General features: G+C 68.9%; 13 protein-coding genes and 2 pseudogenes. 9 read left to right on the top strand and 6 right to left on the bottom strand.

Translation table 11 applies throughout. From position 1 onward, the window contains the following. The first annotated feature begins 49 nt into the window (after positions 1–49). The 3 genes from ACRDU5_RS07380 to ACRDU5_RS07370 are packed head-to-tail and all read left to right on the top strand — an operon-like array spanning position 50 to position 2,969. The gene (locus ACRDU5_RS07380) at positions 50–1,279 is read left to right on the top strand and encodes a 5-(carboxyamino)imidazole ribonucleotide synthase (protein ID WP_526613856.1); all 1,230 of its coding nucleotides are present in this window, start codon (positions 50–52) and stop codon (positions 1,277–1,279) included. Then, the gene (gene purE, locus ACRDU5_RS07375) at positions 1,272–1,799 is read left to right on the top strand and encodes a 5-(carboxyamino)imidazole ribonucleotide mutase (RefSeq protein ID WP_526613824.1); all 528 of its coding nucleotides are present in this window, start codon (positions 1,272–1,274) and stop codon (positions 1,797–1,799) included. Before ACRDU5_RS07380 ends, purE begins: the two co-directional genes overlap by 8 nt. A gap of 6 nt (positions 1,800–1,805) precedes the next feature. Further along, positions 1,806–2,969 carry an acyl-CoA dehydrogenase gene (locus ACRDU5_RS07370; RefSeq protein ID WP_526613823.1) on the top strand — a complete coding sequence of 388 codons (1,164 nt, stop codon included), beginning with the start codon at positions 1,806–1,808 and terminating at the stop codon, positions 2,967–2,969. A 13-nt stretch (positions 2,970–2,982) separates the two neighbouring features. Here ACRDU5_RS07370 and ACRDU5_RS07365 read toward each other — a convergent pair whose 3' ends face one another. Then, a complete protein-coding gene (locus tag ACRDU5_RS07365) occupies positions 2,983–3,690 on the bottom strand; it encodes a TIGR03089 family protein (protein WP_526613855.1) in 708 nt (235 codons plus the stop codon). Beyond that, on the bottom strand, positions 3,687–5,147 hold the full coding sequence (locus tag ACRDU5_RS07360; protein WP_526613822.1) for an LCP family protein: 1,461 nt from the start codon (positions 5,145–5,147) through the stop codon (positions 3,687–3,689). The genes ACRDU5_RS07365 and ACRDU5_RS07360 overlap by 4 nt, the downstream gene beginning before the upstream one ends. A gap of 67 nt (positions 5,148–5,214) precedes the next feature. Between ACRDU5_RS07360 and rfbD the strand changes: the two are divergent. The 3 genes and pseudogenes from rfbD to manB (ACRDU5_RS07345) all read left to right on the top strand — a co-directional run bounded on the left by rfbD (position 5,215) and on the right by manB (ACRDU5_RS07345) (position 8,076). Continuing rightward, positions 5,215–6,091 (top strand): annotated as a pseudogene (rfbD, locus tag ACRDU5_RS07355) (dTDP-4-dehydrorhamnose reductase). A 22-nt stretch (positions 6,092–6,113) separates the two neighbouring features. Then, positions 6,114–6,986 carry a glycosyltransferase family 2 protein gene (locus ACRDU5_RS07350; RefSeq protein ID WP_526613821.1) on the top strand — a complete coding sequence of 291 codons (873 nt, stop codon included), beginning with the start codon at positions 6,114–6,116 and terminating at the stop codon, positions 6,984–6,986. A gap of 13 nt (positions 6,987–6,999) precedes the next feature. Then, entirely contained in the window at positions 7,000–8,076 is a 1,077-nt protein-coding gene (gene manB / locus ACRDU5_RS07345; RefSeq protein ID WP_526613854.1) for a mannose-1-phosphate guanylyltransferase ManB, read from the top strand. On the opposite strand, the gene ACRDU5_RS07340 is transcribed toward manB (ACRDU5_RS07345), so the two are convergent. Genes ACRDU5_RS07340 through cofD form a run of 3 tightly spaced genes read right to left on the bottom strand, consistent with a single transcriptional unit; the run spans position 8,058 to position 10,962 of the window. After that, on the bottom strand, positions 8,058–8,633 hold the full coding sequence (locus tag ACRDU5_RS07340; protein WP_526613820.1) for an NUDIX hydrolase: 576 nt from the start codon (positions 8,631–8,633) through the stop codon (positions 8,058–8,060). The two genes, manB (ACRDU5_RS07345) and ACRDU5_RS07340, sit on opposite strands and share 19 nt — an antisense overlap. Then, complete coding sequence (locus tag ACRDU5_RS07335) at positions 8,630–9,970, bottom strand: coenzyme F420-0:L-glutamate ligase (RefSeq protein ID WP_526613819.1); 1,341 nt, start codon at positions 9,968–9,970, stop codon at positions 8,630–8,632. Before ACRDU5_RS07335 ends, ACRDU5_RS07340 begins: the two co-directional genes overlap by 4 nt. Continuing rightward, positions 9,967–10,962: a 2-phospho-L-lactate transferase gene (cofD, locus tag ACRDU5_RS07330; RefSeq protein ID WP_526613853.1), complete on the bottom strand. Its 996-nt coding sequence runs from the start codon at positions 10,960–10,962 to the stop codon at positions 9,967–9,969. Before cofD ends, ACRDU5_RS07335 begins: the two co-directional genes overlap by 4 nt. Before the next feature lie 426 nt (positions 10,963–11,388). Between cofD and ACRDU5_RS07325 the strand changes: the two genes are divergently transcribed. Beyond that, on the top strand, positions 11,389–11,652 hold the full coding sequence (locus tag ACRDU5_RS07325) for a WhiB family transcriptional regulator (RefSeq protein WP_526613818.1): 264 nt from the start codon (positions 11,389–11,391) through the stop codon (positions 11,650–11,652). A gap of 9 nt (positions 11,653–11,661) precedes the next feature. On the opposite strand, the gene ACRDU5_RS07320 is transcribed toward ACRDU5_RS07325, so the two are convergent. Continuing rightward, the gene (locus tag ACRDU5_RS07320; protein WP_526613852.1) at positions 11,662–12,084 is read right to left on the bottom strand and encodes a metallopeptidase family protein; all 423 of its coding nucleotides are present in this window, start codon (positions 12,082–12,084) and stop codon (positions 11,662–11,664) included. A gap of 134 nt (positions 12,085–12,218) precedes the next feature. On the opposite strand from ACRDU5_RS07320, the gene ACRDU5_RS07315 reads away from it, so the two are divergent. Both ACRDU5_RS07315 and manB (ACRDU5_RS07310) read left to right on the top strand, forming a co-directional pair. Continuing rightward, entirely contained in the window at positions 12,219–12,638 is a 420-nt protein-coding gene (locus ACRDU5_RS07315) for a DUF3499 family protein (protein WP_526613817.1), read from the top strand. Positions 12,639–12,689: 51 nt separating this feature from the next. Next, positions 12,690–13,117, top strand: a pseudogene (gene manB, locus ACRDU5_RS07310) (phosphomannomutase/phosphoglucomutase); the annotation flags it as partial.

Below are 13,117 nucleotides of genomic sequence, written 5' to 3'. Positions count from 1 at the left end.
GCACCCGCAGGTCACCGTCGACAAAGACACCGCTCCCGGCCATGACACCATGAACGCTGTGCCGACGACCCGGAGCGCGCCCGCGCTGGTGACGATGATCGGCGGCGGGCAGCTGGCCAGGATGACGCACCAGGCCGCCATCGCGCTTGGCCAGACGCTACGCGTGCTGGCCGCCCGGCCGGACGACCCTGCGGCGCAGGTCACACCCGACGTGGTGATCGGCGCCCACACCGACCTCGACGCGCTCCGCCGGGCGGCCGCGGGCGCGCACGCCGTCACGTTCGACCACGAACATGTCCCGACCGAGCTGCTCGACAAACTGGTCGCCGAAGGCGTGAACGTCGCCCCGCCGCCGCAGGCGCTGATCCACGCCCAGGACAAGCTGGTGATGCGGCAGCGGCTGGAGGCCATCGGCGCCCCGGTTCCCCGGTATGCGGCGGTGACCGATGTCGCCGATGTGGACGCGTTCGCGCACCGGGTCGAGGGACCGATCGTGGTCAAGGCGGTGCGCGGTGGATACGACGGCCGCGGGGTGATCCTGGCCCGCGACCTCGGTGAGGCCCGCGAGTTCGCCGAGCGGCACCTGGCCCACGGCGACACGGTGCTGGTCGAGGAGCGGGTGGCGATGCGACGGGAGCTGTCGGCGCTGGTGGCACGGTCGCCGTTCGGCCAGGGTGCGGCCTGGCCGGTGGTGGAGACCGTGCAGCGAGACGGCATCTGCGTGGAGGTGATCGCACCGGCGCCGCGGCTGGACGCCGAAGTCGGCAGCGCGGCCGGGAGCCTGGCGCTGCGGCTGGCCGCCGAACTAGGCGTGGTCGGGGTGCTCGCGGTCGAGTTGTTCGAGACGGTCGACGGCACCCTGATGGTCAATGAGCTGGCGATGCGCCCGCACAACTCCGGGCACTGGACCATCGACGGAGCCCGGACCAGCCAGTTCGAACAACACCTGCGCGCGGTGCTGGACTATCCGCTCGGCGACACCGGCCCGATTGCGCCGGTGACGGTGATGGCCAATGTGCTCGGGGCCGCGGAATCGCCCGCGATGGACATCGACGAACGACTCCACCGACTCTTCGCCCGGATGCCGGATGCCAAGGTTCATCTGTACGGCAAGGCGCAGCGCCCGGGCCGCAAGATCGGACATGTGAACATCGTTGGCGCCGGCGGTGGCTCGCCAAACGACGACGAGTACGTGGCGAAGCTGCGTGAACGGGCGGCGCGGGCGGCACACTGGTTGTCTAACGCGCAGTGGACCGACGGATGGGACGGACATGGCTGAGGGGGCCAGGGTCGGGCTGATCATGGGCAGCGACAGCGATTGGCCGGTGATGGAAGCGGCCGGGCACGCGCTGGCCGAGTTCGACGTTCCGTTCGAGGTCGGTGTCGTCTCGGCGCACCGCACCCCCGATCGCATGCTCGACTACGCGCGCACCGCCGCCGACCGCGGTATCGAGGTGATCATCGCCGGGGCCGGGGGTGCGGCCCACCTGCCCGGGATGGTGGCGTCGGCGACGGCGTTACCGGTGATCGGCGTCCCGGTGCCGCTGGCCAAGCTCGACGGCCTGGATTCGCTGCTGTCCATCGTGCAGATGCCCGCCGGCGTTCCGGTGGCGACGGTGTCTATCGGGGGCGCACGCAACGCCGGGCTGCTGGCGGTGCGCATCCTCGCCGCGTCGGACGCGCAACTGCGCAAGCGGATGGAGGCGTTTCAAGAGCAGCTCGGGGCAACGGTGCTGGAGAAGGATGCCGCTCTCCGGGACCAGTTGCTCGGCCCCGGTAAGGTTTCCGGCGAGTCGTAAGGAGTCATGGTGGCTGGTAATCCGGATTTCGATGTCTTCAAGCTGCCCGAAGAGCACGACGAACTGCGCGCGGTGTTGCGTGACCTCTGCGAGAAGGAGATCGCGCCCTATGCCGCCGATGTCGATGAGAATTCGCGGTTCCCCGAGGAGGCGCTGAAGGCACTCAACGAATCCGGCTTCTCCGCGGTGCACGTGCCCGGGGAGTACGGCGGGCAGGGCGCCGACTCGGTGGCCACCTGCATCGTGATCGAGGAGGTCGCGCGGGTATGTGCCACGTCGTCGCTGATCCCGGCGGTCAACAAGCTCGGCACCATGGGCCTGATCCTGAGCGGCTCCGACGAACTCAAGAAGCAGGTGCTGCCGACGCTCGCCTCCGGCGGGGCGATGGCCTCATACGCGTTGTCGGAGCGCGAGGCCGGTAGCGACGCCGCTTCGATGCGTACCCGGGCCCGCCCGGACGGGGATTCGTGGATTCTCAACGGCTCCAAGGCGTGGATCACCAATGGCGGCAAGTCCACCTGGTACACGGTGATGGCCGTCACCGACCCGGACAAGGGAGCCAACGGGATCTCTGCGTTCGTGGTGCACAAGGACGACGAGGGATTCACCGTCGGGCCCAAGGAGCGCAAGCTCGGCATCAAGGGCTCGCCGACCACCGAGCTGTACTTCGAGAACTGCCGCATCCCCGGTGATCGGATCATCGGCGAGCCCGGCACCGGATTCAAGACCGCGCTGGAGACGCTGGACCACACGCGCCCGACCATCGGCGCCCAAGCCGTCGGCATCGGACAGGGGGCCGTGGACGCGGCAATCGCATACACCAAGGACCGCAAGCAATTCGGTAACCCGGTCAGCGACTTCCAGGGTGTGCAGTTCATGCTGGCCGACATGGCAATGAAGGTCGAGGCGGCCCGGCTGATGGTGTACAGCGCCGCCGCACGCGCCGAGCGCGGAGAAACGGGTTTGGGCTTCATCTCCTCGGCGTCGAAGTGCTACGCCTCCGATGTCGCGATGGAGGTCACCACCGATGCAGTGCAGTTGTTCGGCGGCGCCGGCTACACCAAGGACTTCCCGGTTGAGCGAATGATGCGAGACGCCAAGATCACCCAGATCTACGAGGGCACCAACCAGATTCAGCGCGTTGTGATGGCGCGCTCGCTGCTCAAGTAGCGATCTGTCAGAGTCAGCCGCGGGTCGTTTTCTCCGTCTGGCGACGCCGCTCCTGGGCGGCCGAGTCCGGATTCGCCACCAACACAAGTGAAGCGCCCGCGGCCAGAACCGCCAAGAAGTTGTCGATCAGTTCGTCGGCGGTGTGCCAGCCCGCGGTGGAGAGCACGCGATCGTCCGCGGTGAAACCCTGTGCGGCAGCGGAACCTTGGGCGGCGGCGAGAACATCAATGACCGATTGACCGTCCAATGCCGGGCCGGGCTGGCGCTCGGGCGTAATCTGGTCGCCGTGCAGCCGCACCGACGTGGCGTAGTCCGTCACACCGACCGGCAGGTCGGCCACGGGTTTGCCGAACGGATCCAACGACAGCGCGGCGACCTCACCCGGCCCGACCGCGGCGTCGGCGTCGGCCAACCGGTCGGCGGTGCACAAGGCGACGTCGGCCTCGGCCGGTCCAAGCACGACCTCGGCCCCGATGTACCAAACGCCGAACAACACCGCCGCCGTCTGCCAGTGGGCCGGCAGCAGCACGGCGACCCGGCTGTCGGGCCCGGCGCCGAGCTCATCACGTAACAGGTTGCCGGTCTTGGCCGCCCAGTTGGCCAGCGTGACCGCCGACAGCTCGATCCGCTCACCGGACGCGTCGTCGTAGTAGGTGATCCTCGGCCCGACCGGATCCCGGCTCAGCAACGGGTCCAGCACCGCCTCGCTGACCGTCGTCAGTTGACGCACTCCGGATTGTCCGAGCCGGCGGTGATGATCGGCGACGGCGGGGGCGCGCCATCGGAGGTGACCGGGGGGTCCGCAGTCATCAACGTCGGGTCGGTGCCGTCCAGCCCGGAGCCGGGGCCGGTGTAGTCGCCACCCAGCACCACCCGGACCGCTCCGGGCGGCACGGACGGGTCGGCGCCGATCGGTAGCCCGGCCAGCTCCTTGGAAACCGCCTGCGCGCCAAGGTCATCGGGCGTGGCGGCCAGCACCTGACTGGTCGGCAAGATACCAGCTTCATGGTTGCCGACCGGTCCTGGAGCGAAACCCCTGCCGGTCAGTACTGCAGACACCGCGGTGGCCAGGCCGTTGATATCGGTGGCGTTCACCACCTCTGCGGCTGTCTTGCTCGGCGTGTATGCCAGTTCCTCGGTCTTGCCTTCGTCCTGCTCCTGCAACAGGCTTTCCACCCACTCCTGCACTTGGCTGGGATCCACCCGCACGACACTCTGCATCCCGTCGTCGCTCCAGCCGTTCTCTTGGAGCACCGGGATGGTCGCGAACGCGACGTTGCCGGCCGCCAGCTTCTGCAGCTGCTCGGCGAACTCCACCACATCCCAGCCGTCGGACAACACAACCGAACGCTGCACGGCCTGCTCCAGGCGGTCCAGCGTTGCCGGGCTGGACAGGGTCTTGCCGGAGATGACCTGGTGGGCCAGCGAGGCCATCACCGCCTGCTGACGCACCACCCGGTCCAGGTCGCCGCGGGGTAGGTCGTGGCGCTGCCGGACGAAGCTCAACGCCTGCGGGCCGTCCAGCTTCTGCCAGCCGGCCGAAAAATCAGCGCCCGAAAGTGGTTCGTACACATCTTCTTTCAAGCAGACGTTGACTCCGCCGAGCGCATCGGTGATCAGCGAGAAGCCCAGCAGCCCGATTTCGGCGTAGTGGTCGACGGTGACGCCGGTCAGATTGGCGACGGTCTTGATCAGCGCCTCGCGGCCGGCTTCGGTCGCTTCTGGTTCGGCCGCTGACGGGTCCACACCCTTTTCCTCGACCAACTTCTTCAACTTCTCGAGGTGGACTTGGCCGTACACCCCATTGATCTTCATCTTCCCGATGCTGGGCGCGTCGACGTACGAGTCGCGCGGGATGGAGATCGCGGTGGCCGACTTCCCGTTGTTGGGAATGCGCACCAAAATGATGGTGTCGGTGTTGGTCGCCTCGTCGTCACCGGCCCGCAGGGTGGCCAGCTCCTCTTCGGACAATGGGTTGCCGTGCGCATCGGTCCGGCTGTCCAAGCCGACCAGCAGGATGTCGATCGCGCCGTCTTCGCCGCCGCCGCCGAGCGCTTCGGAGAAGATCTGGTTGATGCCGGACTCGAACGATCGGATCTTGCCCCACGCCACCCCGGTTCCGATGACGATCGTCGCCGCCACCGCCACCGCGGCGACACGCAACAGGCGAGAGGGCATCAGCCCAGGTTACTTGCGTTAGGGGCGCAGACCCGGTAGCCGAGTTCGGCGTGCCAGACTCTGTTGCGTGGTCTACCGGATCGTGATCACCGGGGCCGGCGGGCAGGTCGGGCGGTTTCTGGCCCAGCAGGCCCGGCGGCGGGGACGCGATGTGCTGGCGCTGGCCTCGGCGCAATGGGACATCACCGATGCCGGCGCCGCCGAGCGAATCATCGAGCCCGGCGACGTGGTGATCAACTGCGCCGCCTACACCGCGGTGGACGCCGCCGAGCACGATCAGGCGCGCGCCCATGCTGTCAACGCGGCCGGGCCCGGCAACGTCGCGCGCGCCTGTGCGAAGGTCGGGGCGCGGATGATTCACGTGTCCACCGACTACGTCTTCAGCGGGGAGTTCGACGGATCGCCCCGGCCCTATGAAATCGACGACGCCGTCGGCCCGCTCAGCGTCTATGGCCGGACCAAACTTGCCGGCGAGCGGGAGGTACACGCGGCTCTGCCGGACGCACATGTGGTGCGCACGTCGTGGGTGTACACCGGCGTCGGCGGCGACTTCGTCGGGACGATGCGTCGGCTGGCCGCAGGTGACGGACCCGTGACCGTGGTCACCGACCAAATCGGATCGCCGACCTACGTCGCGGACCTGGTCGATGCGTTGTTGCAAGTCGCGGACGGTAAGGCCGCGCCGCCGCTGCTGCACGCCGCCAACGAGGGTGCGGCCAGCCGGTTCGAGCAGGCGCGCGCCGTGTTCGAGGGAATCGGGGCGGACACCGAGCGGGTGCGGCCGGTCACCAGCGCCGAGCAGTCGCGGCCGGCGCCCCGACCGGCGTATTCGGCGCTGTCGAGTCGGCAGTCGGTGGCCGCGGGATTGGCGCCGCTGCGACCATGGCGCGAGGCGCTGGTCGCGGCACTGGGAGATTGAACGCCCGCTACCCTCAACGCCGTGAGTGACGGATTGGTTTCCGTCGCGTGAGCGACGAATTAGTGGTGGTGACGGTGACCTACTCACCGGGGCCACACCTCGACCGGTTTCTGGCCACCCTGTCGCACGCCACCGACCGGCCGGTGACCGTGATCATGGCCGACAACGGCTCGACCGACGGCAGCCCCGAGGCGGCCCTCGAGCGCTACCCCAACACCCGGCTGCTGCGCACCGGCGCGAACCTCGGCTACGGAAGTGCGGTGAACCGTGCGGTGGCCGAAATGGGCCCGGAGTCGGAGTATTTCGTCGTCGCCAACCCCGACGTCCAATGGGGCCCCCGCAGCATCGACGTGCTGCTCGAGGCCGCCGGCCGCTGGTCGAGGGCCGCGTCGCTGGGCCCGCTGATCCGTGAGCCCGACGGCTCGGTGTACCCGTCGGCGCGGCACCTGCCCAGCCTGATCCGCGGCGGAATGCACGCGGTGATCGGTCCGCTGTGGCGATCCAACCCGTGGACGGCGGCCTACCGGCAGGATCGCCTCGAGCCCAGCGAACGTGCGGTCGGTTGGCTGTCCGGATCGTGCCTGTTGCTGCGCCGCGATGCCTTCGACGAGGTCTCCGGCTTCGACGAGCGATACTTCATGTACATGGAGGACGTCGACCTGGGGGATCGGCTAGGTAAGGCCGGTTGGCAGAACGTATATGTGCCGTCGGCGGAGATTTTGCACGACAAGGGCCACGCCACCGGTCGCGACCCCGCCCGCAACTTGGCCGCACATCATAGGAGCACCTACACTTTCCTCGCCGACCGATACCCCAAGCGGTGGCAGGCGCCATTGCGGTGGACGATAGGGGCCGCACTCGCGGCGCGCTCCGGACTGGTTGTCGGCAATAGTCGACGTAAGCGGGCGAAAGGGCGCTAGCGTGGCAAATCCAGTGAAGCCAGCAGGTCTAGACGCCGTCGTCCTGGTCGGCGGCCAAGGCACCCGGTTGCGTCCGCTGACGCTGTCGGCGCCCAAGCCGATGCTGCCCACCGCCGGGCTGCCGTTTCTGACCCATCTGCTGTCCCGGATCGCCGAGGCCGGCATCGAACACGTGGTGCTCGGTACCTCTTATAAGGCGGGGGTCTTCGAATCCGAGTTCGGCGACGGGTCCAAGCTGGGTCTGCAGATCGAATACGTGGTGGAGGACGAACCGCTGGGGACCGGCGGCGGGATCGCCAACGTGGCGTCGAGGTTGCGCCACGACACCGCACTGGTCTTCAACGGCGACGTGCTCTCCGGCGCCGACCTGCGGGCGCTGTTCGAGAGCCACCAGACCAACGGCGCCGACGTGACCCTGCACCTGGTGCGCGTCGGCGATCCCCGCGCGTTCGGTTGCGTGCCCACCGACGCCGACGGTGTGGTGACGGCCTTTCTGGAGAAGACCCAGGATCCACCGACCGACCAGGTCAACGCCGGGTGTTATGTGTTCAAGCGCGAGGTGATCGACCGCATCCCGAAGGGCAGGGCGTTGTCGGTGGAGCGCGAAGTGTTTCCCCAGCTGCTGTCCGACGGCCTGCGGATGTACGGCTACGTCGACGCCAGCTATTGGCGCGACATGGGCACCCCGGAGGACTTCGTGCGCGGCTCGGCCGACCTGGTTCGCGGCATCGCACCGTCGCCCGCGCTGCGCGGGCACCGGGGCGAGAAGCTGGTGCACGACGGGGCCGCGGTGGCGCCCGGTGCGCTGCTGATCGGCGGAACGGTGGTCGGTCGCGGCGCCGAGATCGGGCCCGGTACCCGGCTGGACGGCGCGGTGATCTTCGACGGCGTGCGCGTCGAGGCGGGATCGGTGATCGAGCGGTCGATCATCGGTTTCGGCGCCCGCATCGGCCCGCGCGCACTGATCCGCGACGGCGTGATCGGCGACGGCGCCGACATCGGCGCGCGCTGCGAGCTGCTGCGTGGGGCCCGGGTGTGGCCCGGGGTGGCCATCCCCGACGGCGGCATCCGCTACTCCACCGACGTGTGACGCCTCGCCGCATCGGATATTCGACGGCTCGCCGTCGTGGCGAGTTGGGCCAGGCCGAAGTCGGTGTCGTCCGGCAGCCCGTCGAGTGGCCACCAGCGCAAGTCCAATGACTCGTCGCTGCAATTGATTTCGGCGTCGGGCGGGGCATGACCGATGAACTGCAGGTCGAGGTGACGGGTCGGCACGCCCAGCGAGCAGACCACCGGATGCACGTGCAGGGCCGCCATGTTCGGGTCGAAGGTCAGCCCGGCGATACCGGATTCTTCGGACGCCTCGCGCAGGGCGGCGGCGACGATGTCGGTGTCGGTGTCCTCGCAGTGGCCGCCGAGTTGCAGCCAGCGCCCGAACCGCGGATGCAGGGTGAGCAGGGCGTGCGTCCCGGTGTGGTCGAGCACCAGCGCGGAGGCGGTGACATGGCCGGCCACGCATTGCCGTCGGCAGGCGTCTTCGCGGGCCACCACGAACGCCAGCACCGCATGCCGCAGGGTGTCCTGTGCGTGATCGGGTGCTTGCCAGGACGTGAGCACTTCGACGGTGGAGTCGCGCAGAGAATTCATTTGCGCACCAGCAGGCCCTCGGTCGGCGCCGGTTCGCGGGGACCGGACGGTTGCACCGGATAGCCGATCGCGATGGCGCCCAGCGGTTCCCAATCCTCCGGCAGGTCCAATTCGGCGCGGACCAGGTCGGCGGCGAAGATCGTTGAGCCGATCCAGCAGCTCCCCACTCCGCGCACGGCCAGCGCGACCAGTAGCGCCTGCACCGCCGCGCCGACCGCGACGGTGAACATGGTGTGCTCGGCGGCGGTCCTGGCCGCGTCCGGGTAGTTGTGTGCGCCATCGGGAACCAAGAACGGGATCACCAGTTCGGGTGCGTCGTAGAGGATCTGGCCGCGACTAACCCGGCGTTCGACCGCCTCCGGCGGCTTCCCGTCGCCGGTGAGGTCGGATCGCCACCGGTCTTTCATGCGGTCCAACAGCCGGGTCCTGGTGCCTGTCTCGGCCAGCCAGACGAATCGCACCGGCCGGGTGTGGTGCGGCGCGGGCGCGGTGAGTGCCTCGCCGACGGCGGCTTCGATGATCTCCCGGGGTACCGGCTTTGCGCTGAACTGCCGAACCGACCGGCGCAGCAACTGGGCTTGGCCCCGGCCCATCGCCAGCGCCTCCTCGGTGCCCAACCAGAACAGGTCGTCGGTACCCGGCCGCAGCAGTGTGCGGGCATTGGATCCGTTGTCCCGCAACGTCAGTCCGCGCACCACCGCGACCGGGATGCCAGTCAGCTTGCCCTTCACCAGGTCGGCGGCGGCGGCGATCTCGTCGGCCACCGCGACCTCGGTGACGACGAGCTCGTTGCCGTGTGCGTCCAGCGCTCCGGCGTAGCCGTGCAGCACCGTCAGCCCGGCCGCGCCGATGGCGGCATCGGTCTGGCCGTTGCGCCAGGCCCGTCCCATGGTGTCGCTGACGATCACGCCGACCGTCACACCGAGCCGCTCGCGCAGGCCGGTGCGCAGCGCCGCGGCGCTGCCGTCGGGGTCGACGGGCAACAGCGCCAGCTCGGTGGCGCCCACGTTGGAGCCGTCCACGCCCGCGGCAGCCTGCACCAGCCCGAGTGCGTTCTCGGTGATCAGGGTGCGGCCCTTGCGGGCCAGCACCCGGACAGCCTCGGCGTTGATCAGCTTGCGTCGCAAGCGATCCCGTTCCTCCGGATCTTCCGGCGCCGGCACGATACGGCCTTCGCACTTGGACAGCACCTTGCTGGTGACCACCACGATGTCGTCGTCGCGCAGCCAGGGCGCCGCCTCCGCGATCGCGGCGGCGAGGTCGTCGCCGGGCCGGAACTCCGGCAGCCCGGGCAGCGGCAGCAGCTCGACCGCCGCGGCGGAGCCATGGTCGGTCACGGCTTGACCCCTGCCAGCTCCAGCCCGGCGCGAACCATCTCCGCGGTGGTTGCCGGGTCGGTCATCAGCAGAGGTACGGATCGGACTTCGACGCCGGCGATCTCGGCGTGGTCGGCCTCGTGCACCAGCCAGCCGTCCAGGATGCCGACGTCCGAGCGCGGGCCGTAGTAACCGCCGACCGCCTCCGACGTGCTGGCCACCCCGATCACCGACAGGCACTCGTCGGCCATTCCCCGCAACGGCTTACCGGCGACGATCGGGGAGTAGCCGATGATGCGCGCCGGGGTCGAGCGCAACGCGGCGCGGATCCCGGGGATGGCCAGGATCGCGCCGATGCTGACCACCGGGTTGGACGGTGCCAGCAGCACCACGTCGGCCGAGGCAATGGCTTCGGTGACGCCGGGTCCCGCGGTGGCCGCCTCAGCGCCGACGAACGCGAAGCTGTGCGTTTCTACCCGCGCGCGATACCGCACCCACCATTCCTGAAAGTGGATGGCTCGCTTCTCTCCGGCCCGCTCACCCGGTTCGGGATCGGTGATGACGACATGGGTTTCGCTGCGGTCGTCGCTGACCGGCAGCAGACGCGCCCCCGGCGACCAGCGATGGCACAGCGCCGCGGTCACCTCGGAGAGCGGAAACCCCGCCCGCAGCATCTGGCTGCGGACCAGGTGCGTGGCCAGGTCGCGGTCACCCAGCCCGAACCAATCGGGCTGCACGCCGTAGGCCGCGAGTTCCTCCTTGGCATGCCAGGTTTCGTCGCGATGCCCCCAGCCGCGTTCGGGGTCGATGCCGCCGCCGAGGGTGTACATGCAGGTGTCGAGGTCCGGGCAGATCCGTACCCCGTACATCCAGGCGTCGTCGCCGATGTTGACGATCGCGGCCAAATCGTGATCTGCGGAGCCGGGGCCGAAGCGGCCAAGCCCGAGCAGGTGCTGTACGCCCAACAGGAAGCGGGCGCCACCGACCCCGCCGACCAGAACGGTGACCTTCACATCGACCGACATTAGGCCCTTAGCCGCCAACCGGTCTCGGCGCGGTGGTGTGACAGACACGCCGGGGCGCGGACACACCGAAATCAGGTCACGAGATGGTATGAATTTCTGTTCCAGCGCTTGACCCCGGCAGCTAACAAGTGTGTAATCACATAGGTGTCATTTCCCGGTTGGCCGGCCGGTTCCGGTGTCGCAGACCGAGATTCGATCACTTGTTCGAATTGAGATGGCCGCACATCTTCATCGTGGGGCCCCATAGCGGATCTACGAGACCAGGTGAGGAGGCGGAACATGTCTTTTGAGCACGTCGATTTCGATGGTCATGCGCGATTCGATATTCGGGTACTCGGCTCAGTAGGCAGTACCCCGCACACCAATACTGGGCCGGCGCCAATTGGGGCATCAGGGCGTCCCCAATTGAGTTTGGTGCCCGACCGAACCGAACCATACGAAGTTGCTCCGGCAACAACCGATGACCAATGGCAAGAGCGCGCACTGTGCGCGCAAACAGACCCGGAGGCGTTCTTCCCCGAGAAGGGCGGTTCGACCCGGGAGGCCAAGCGCATCTGCATGGGCTGCGAGGTTCGCGACGCGTGCCTGGACTACGCGCTGGCCCACGACGAGCGCTTCGGCATTTGGGGCGGTCTCTCCGAGCGGGAGCGTCGCCGCCTCAAGCGCGGCATCATCTGATTGCGCGGTTCATTCGTCGTCGATCGTCGGGTCGATGACCGAGGGCTCGACGCCCAGATACGTGGCCACCTGGGCCACCAGGACTTCATGGAGCAGCTCTGCGAGTTCGACGGTGTCCTTGGCCCGTCGCTCGATTGGCTTGCGGAACAACACGATTCGTGCCCGGGTGGCATTCCCTCGCACGTCGACGCCGGCCGGGATCAGCCGGGCCAGCGCGATCGGCCCGTCGGCCACCACCTCCGGCGGCCACTGCACGCTGTCGGGGTCCTTCGGCGACATCCGCGGAATCTCGTCGACGGCGACATCCAGCGTCGACACCCGGTCCCGCCAACGGCGTTCGATGGGTTCGTAGGCCTCCAGCACCGCCATGTCGAACCGCTCGGCGCGGCTGCGCCAGCCCGGCACGGTGGGAGGCAGCAGCGCCCCGCGCATGTCGTGGCGCCCACGGTGCGCTCGACCAGGGTTCCGCTCGGCCACGTGGCTGATCGTAACGGTTGGAGATCGGCACACCGGCCGCCGCGCGTGTCCGCACCGTGCCGGGTTTCTCCCGCGATAGCCTCTCGTTCGTGAATGTTCCCCGTCGGTGCTGCCGGCCCGGGTGCCCCCACTATGCGGTGGCGACGCTGACGTTCGTCTACTCCGATTCGACGGCGGTGGTGGGTCCGCTGGCGACGGTGTCCGAGCCGCATTCGTGGGACCTGTGCGTGAGCCACGCCGGCCGGATCACCGCCCCCCGCGGCTGGGAACTCGTGCGCCATGCCGGACCACTGCCGTCGCACCCCGACGAGGACGACCTGATCGCGCTGGCGGAGGCCGTACGTGAGGGAGGTGACGGCGCGGCGCCGGTCAACGGGATCGCTGCCGGCTTCACCGACCCGGTGACCGGCGCGCACGGGGGCGCGCTGATGGCGCCGCCCACCCGTCGGCCCGAGGCAGGCGGGCGCCGGCGTGGCCACCTGCGGGTGTTGCCCGACCCTGCCGAGTAGCCGCCGGCCGGCGGTTAGGCTGGCGCCAAGAGTTCCCCTGCAAGGAGATCCATGTCCCGGCCCGCTGCGGCAGTCCACCGCGTCATCAAGGCGTATGACGTGCGCGGCCTGGTCGGTGAGGAGATCGACGAGCGGTTCGTCGTCGACGTCGGCGGAGCCTTTGCCCGGCTGGTGCGCGACGAGGGCAAGAACGGGGCCGGGGGAGTGGTGATCGGGCACGATATGCGGTCCAGTTCGCCGTCGCTGGCCGACGCGTTCGCCGTCGGCGTGCTGTGCCAGGGCCTTGACGTGGTCCGAATCGGCCTGGCCTCAACCGATCAGCTGTACTTCGCGTCCGGCTTGCTGGACTGCCCGGGCGCGGTGTTCACCGCCAGCCACAACCCCGCGGCCTACAACGGGATCAAGCTGTGCCGGGCCGGCGCCAAAGCCGTCGGCAAGGACTCCGGGCTGACGGCGATCAGTGACGAGGTGATCGCCGG

It is taken from the genome of Mycobacterium sp. (assembly GCF_050701515.1).
Classification (GTDB): Bacteria; Actinomycetota; Actinomycetes; order Mycobacteriales; family Mycobacteriaceae; genus Mycobacterium.
This window is presented reverse-complemented; position numbering and strand designations above follow the sequence as displayed.

Excerpts from the sequence above, each read along its gene's own strand:
- purE (WP_526613824.1), top strand. The coding sequence starts at position 1,272 with ATGGCTGAGGGGGCCAGGGTCGGGCTGATCATGGGCAGCGACAGCGAT.
- ACRDU5_RS07340 (WP_526613820.1), bottom strand. The coding sequence starts at position 8,633 with ATGAATTCTCTGCGCGACTCCACCGTCGAAGTGCTCACGTCCTGGCAA.
- ACRDU5_RS07320 (WP_526613852.1), bottom strand. The coding sequence starts at position 12,084 with ATGCGCGGGGCGCTGCTGCCTCCCACCGTGCCGGGCTGGCGCAGCCGC.
- ACRDU5_RS07370 (WP_526613823.1), top strand. The coding sequence starts at position 1,806 with ATGGTGGCTGGTAATCCGGATTTCGATGTCTTCAAGCTGCCCGAAGAG.
- ACRDU5_RS07380 (WP_526613856.1), top strand. The coding sequence starts at position 50 with ATGAACGCTGTGCCGACGACCCGGAGCGCGCCCGCGCTGGTGACGATG.
- ACRDU5_RS07360 (WP_526613822.1), bottom strand. The coding sequence starts at position 5,147 with ATGCCCTCTCGCCTGTTGCGTGTCGCCGCGGTGGCGGTGGCGGCGACG.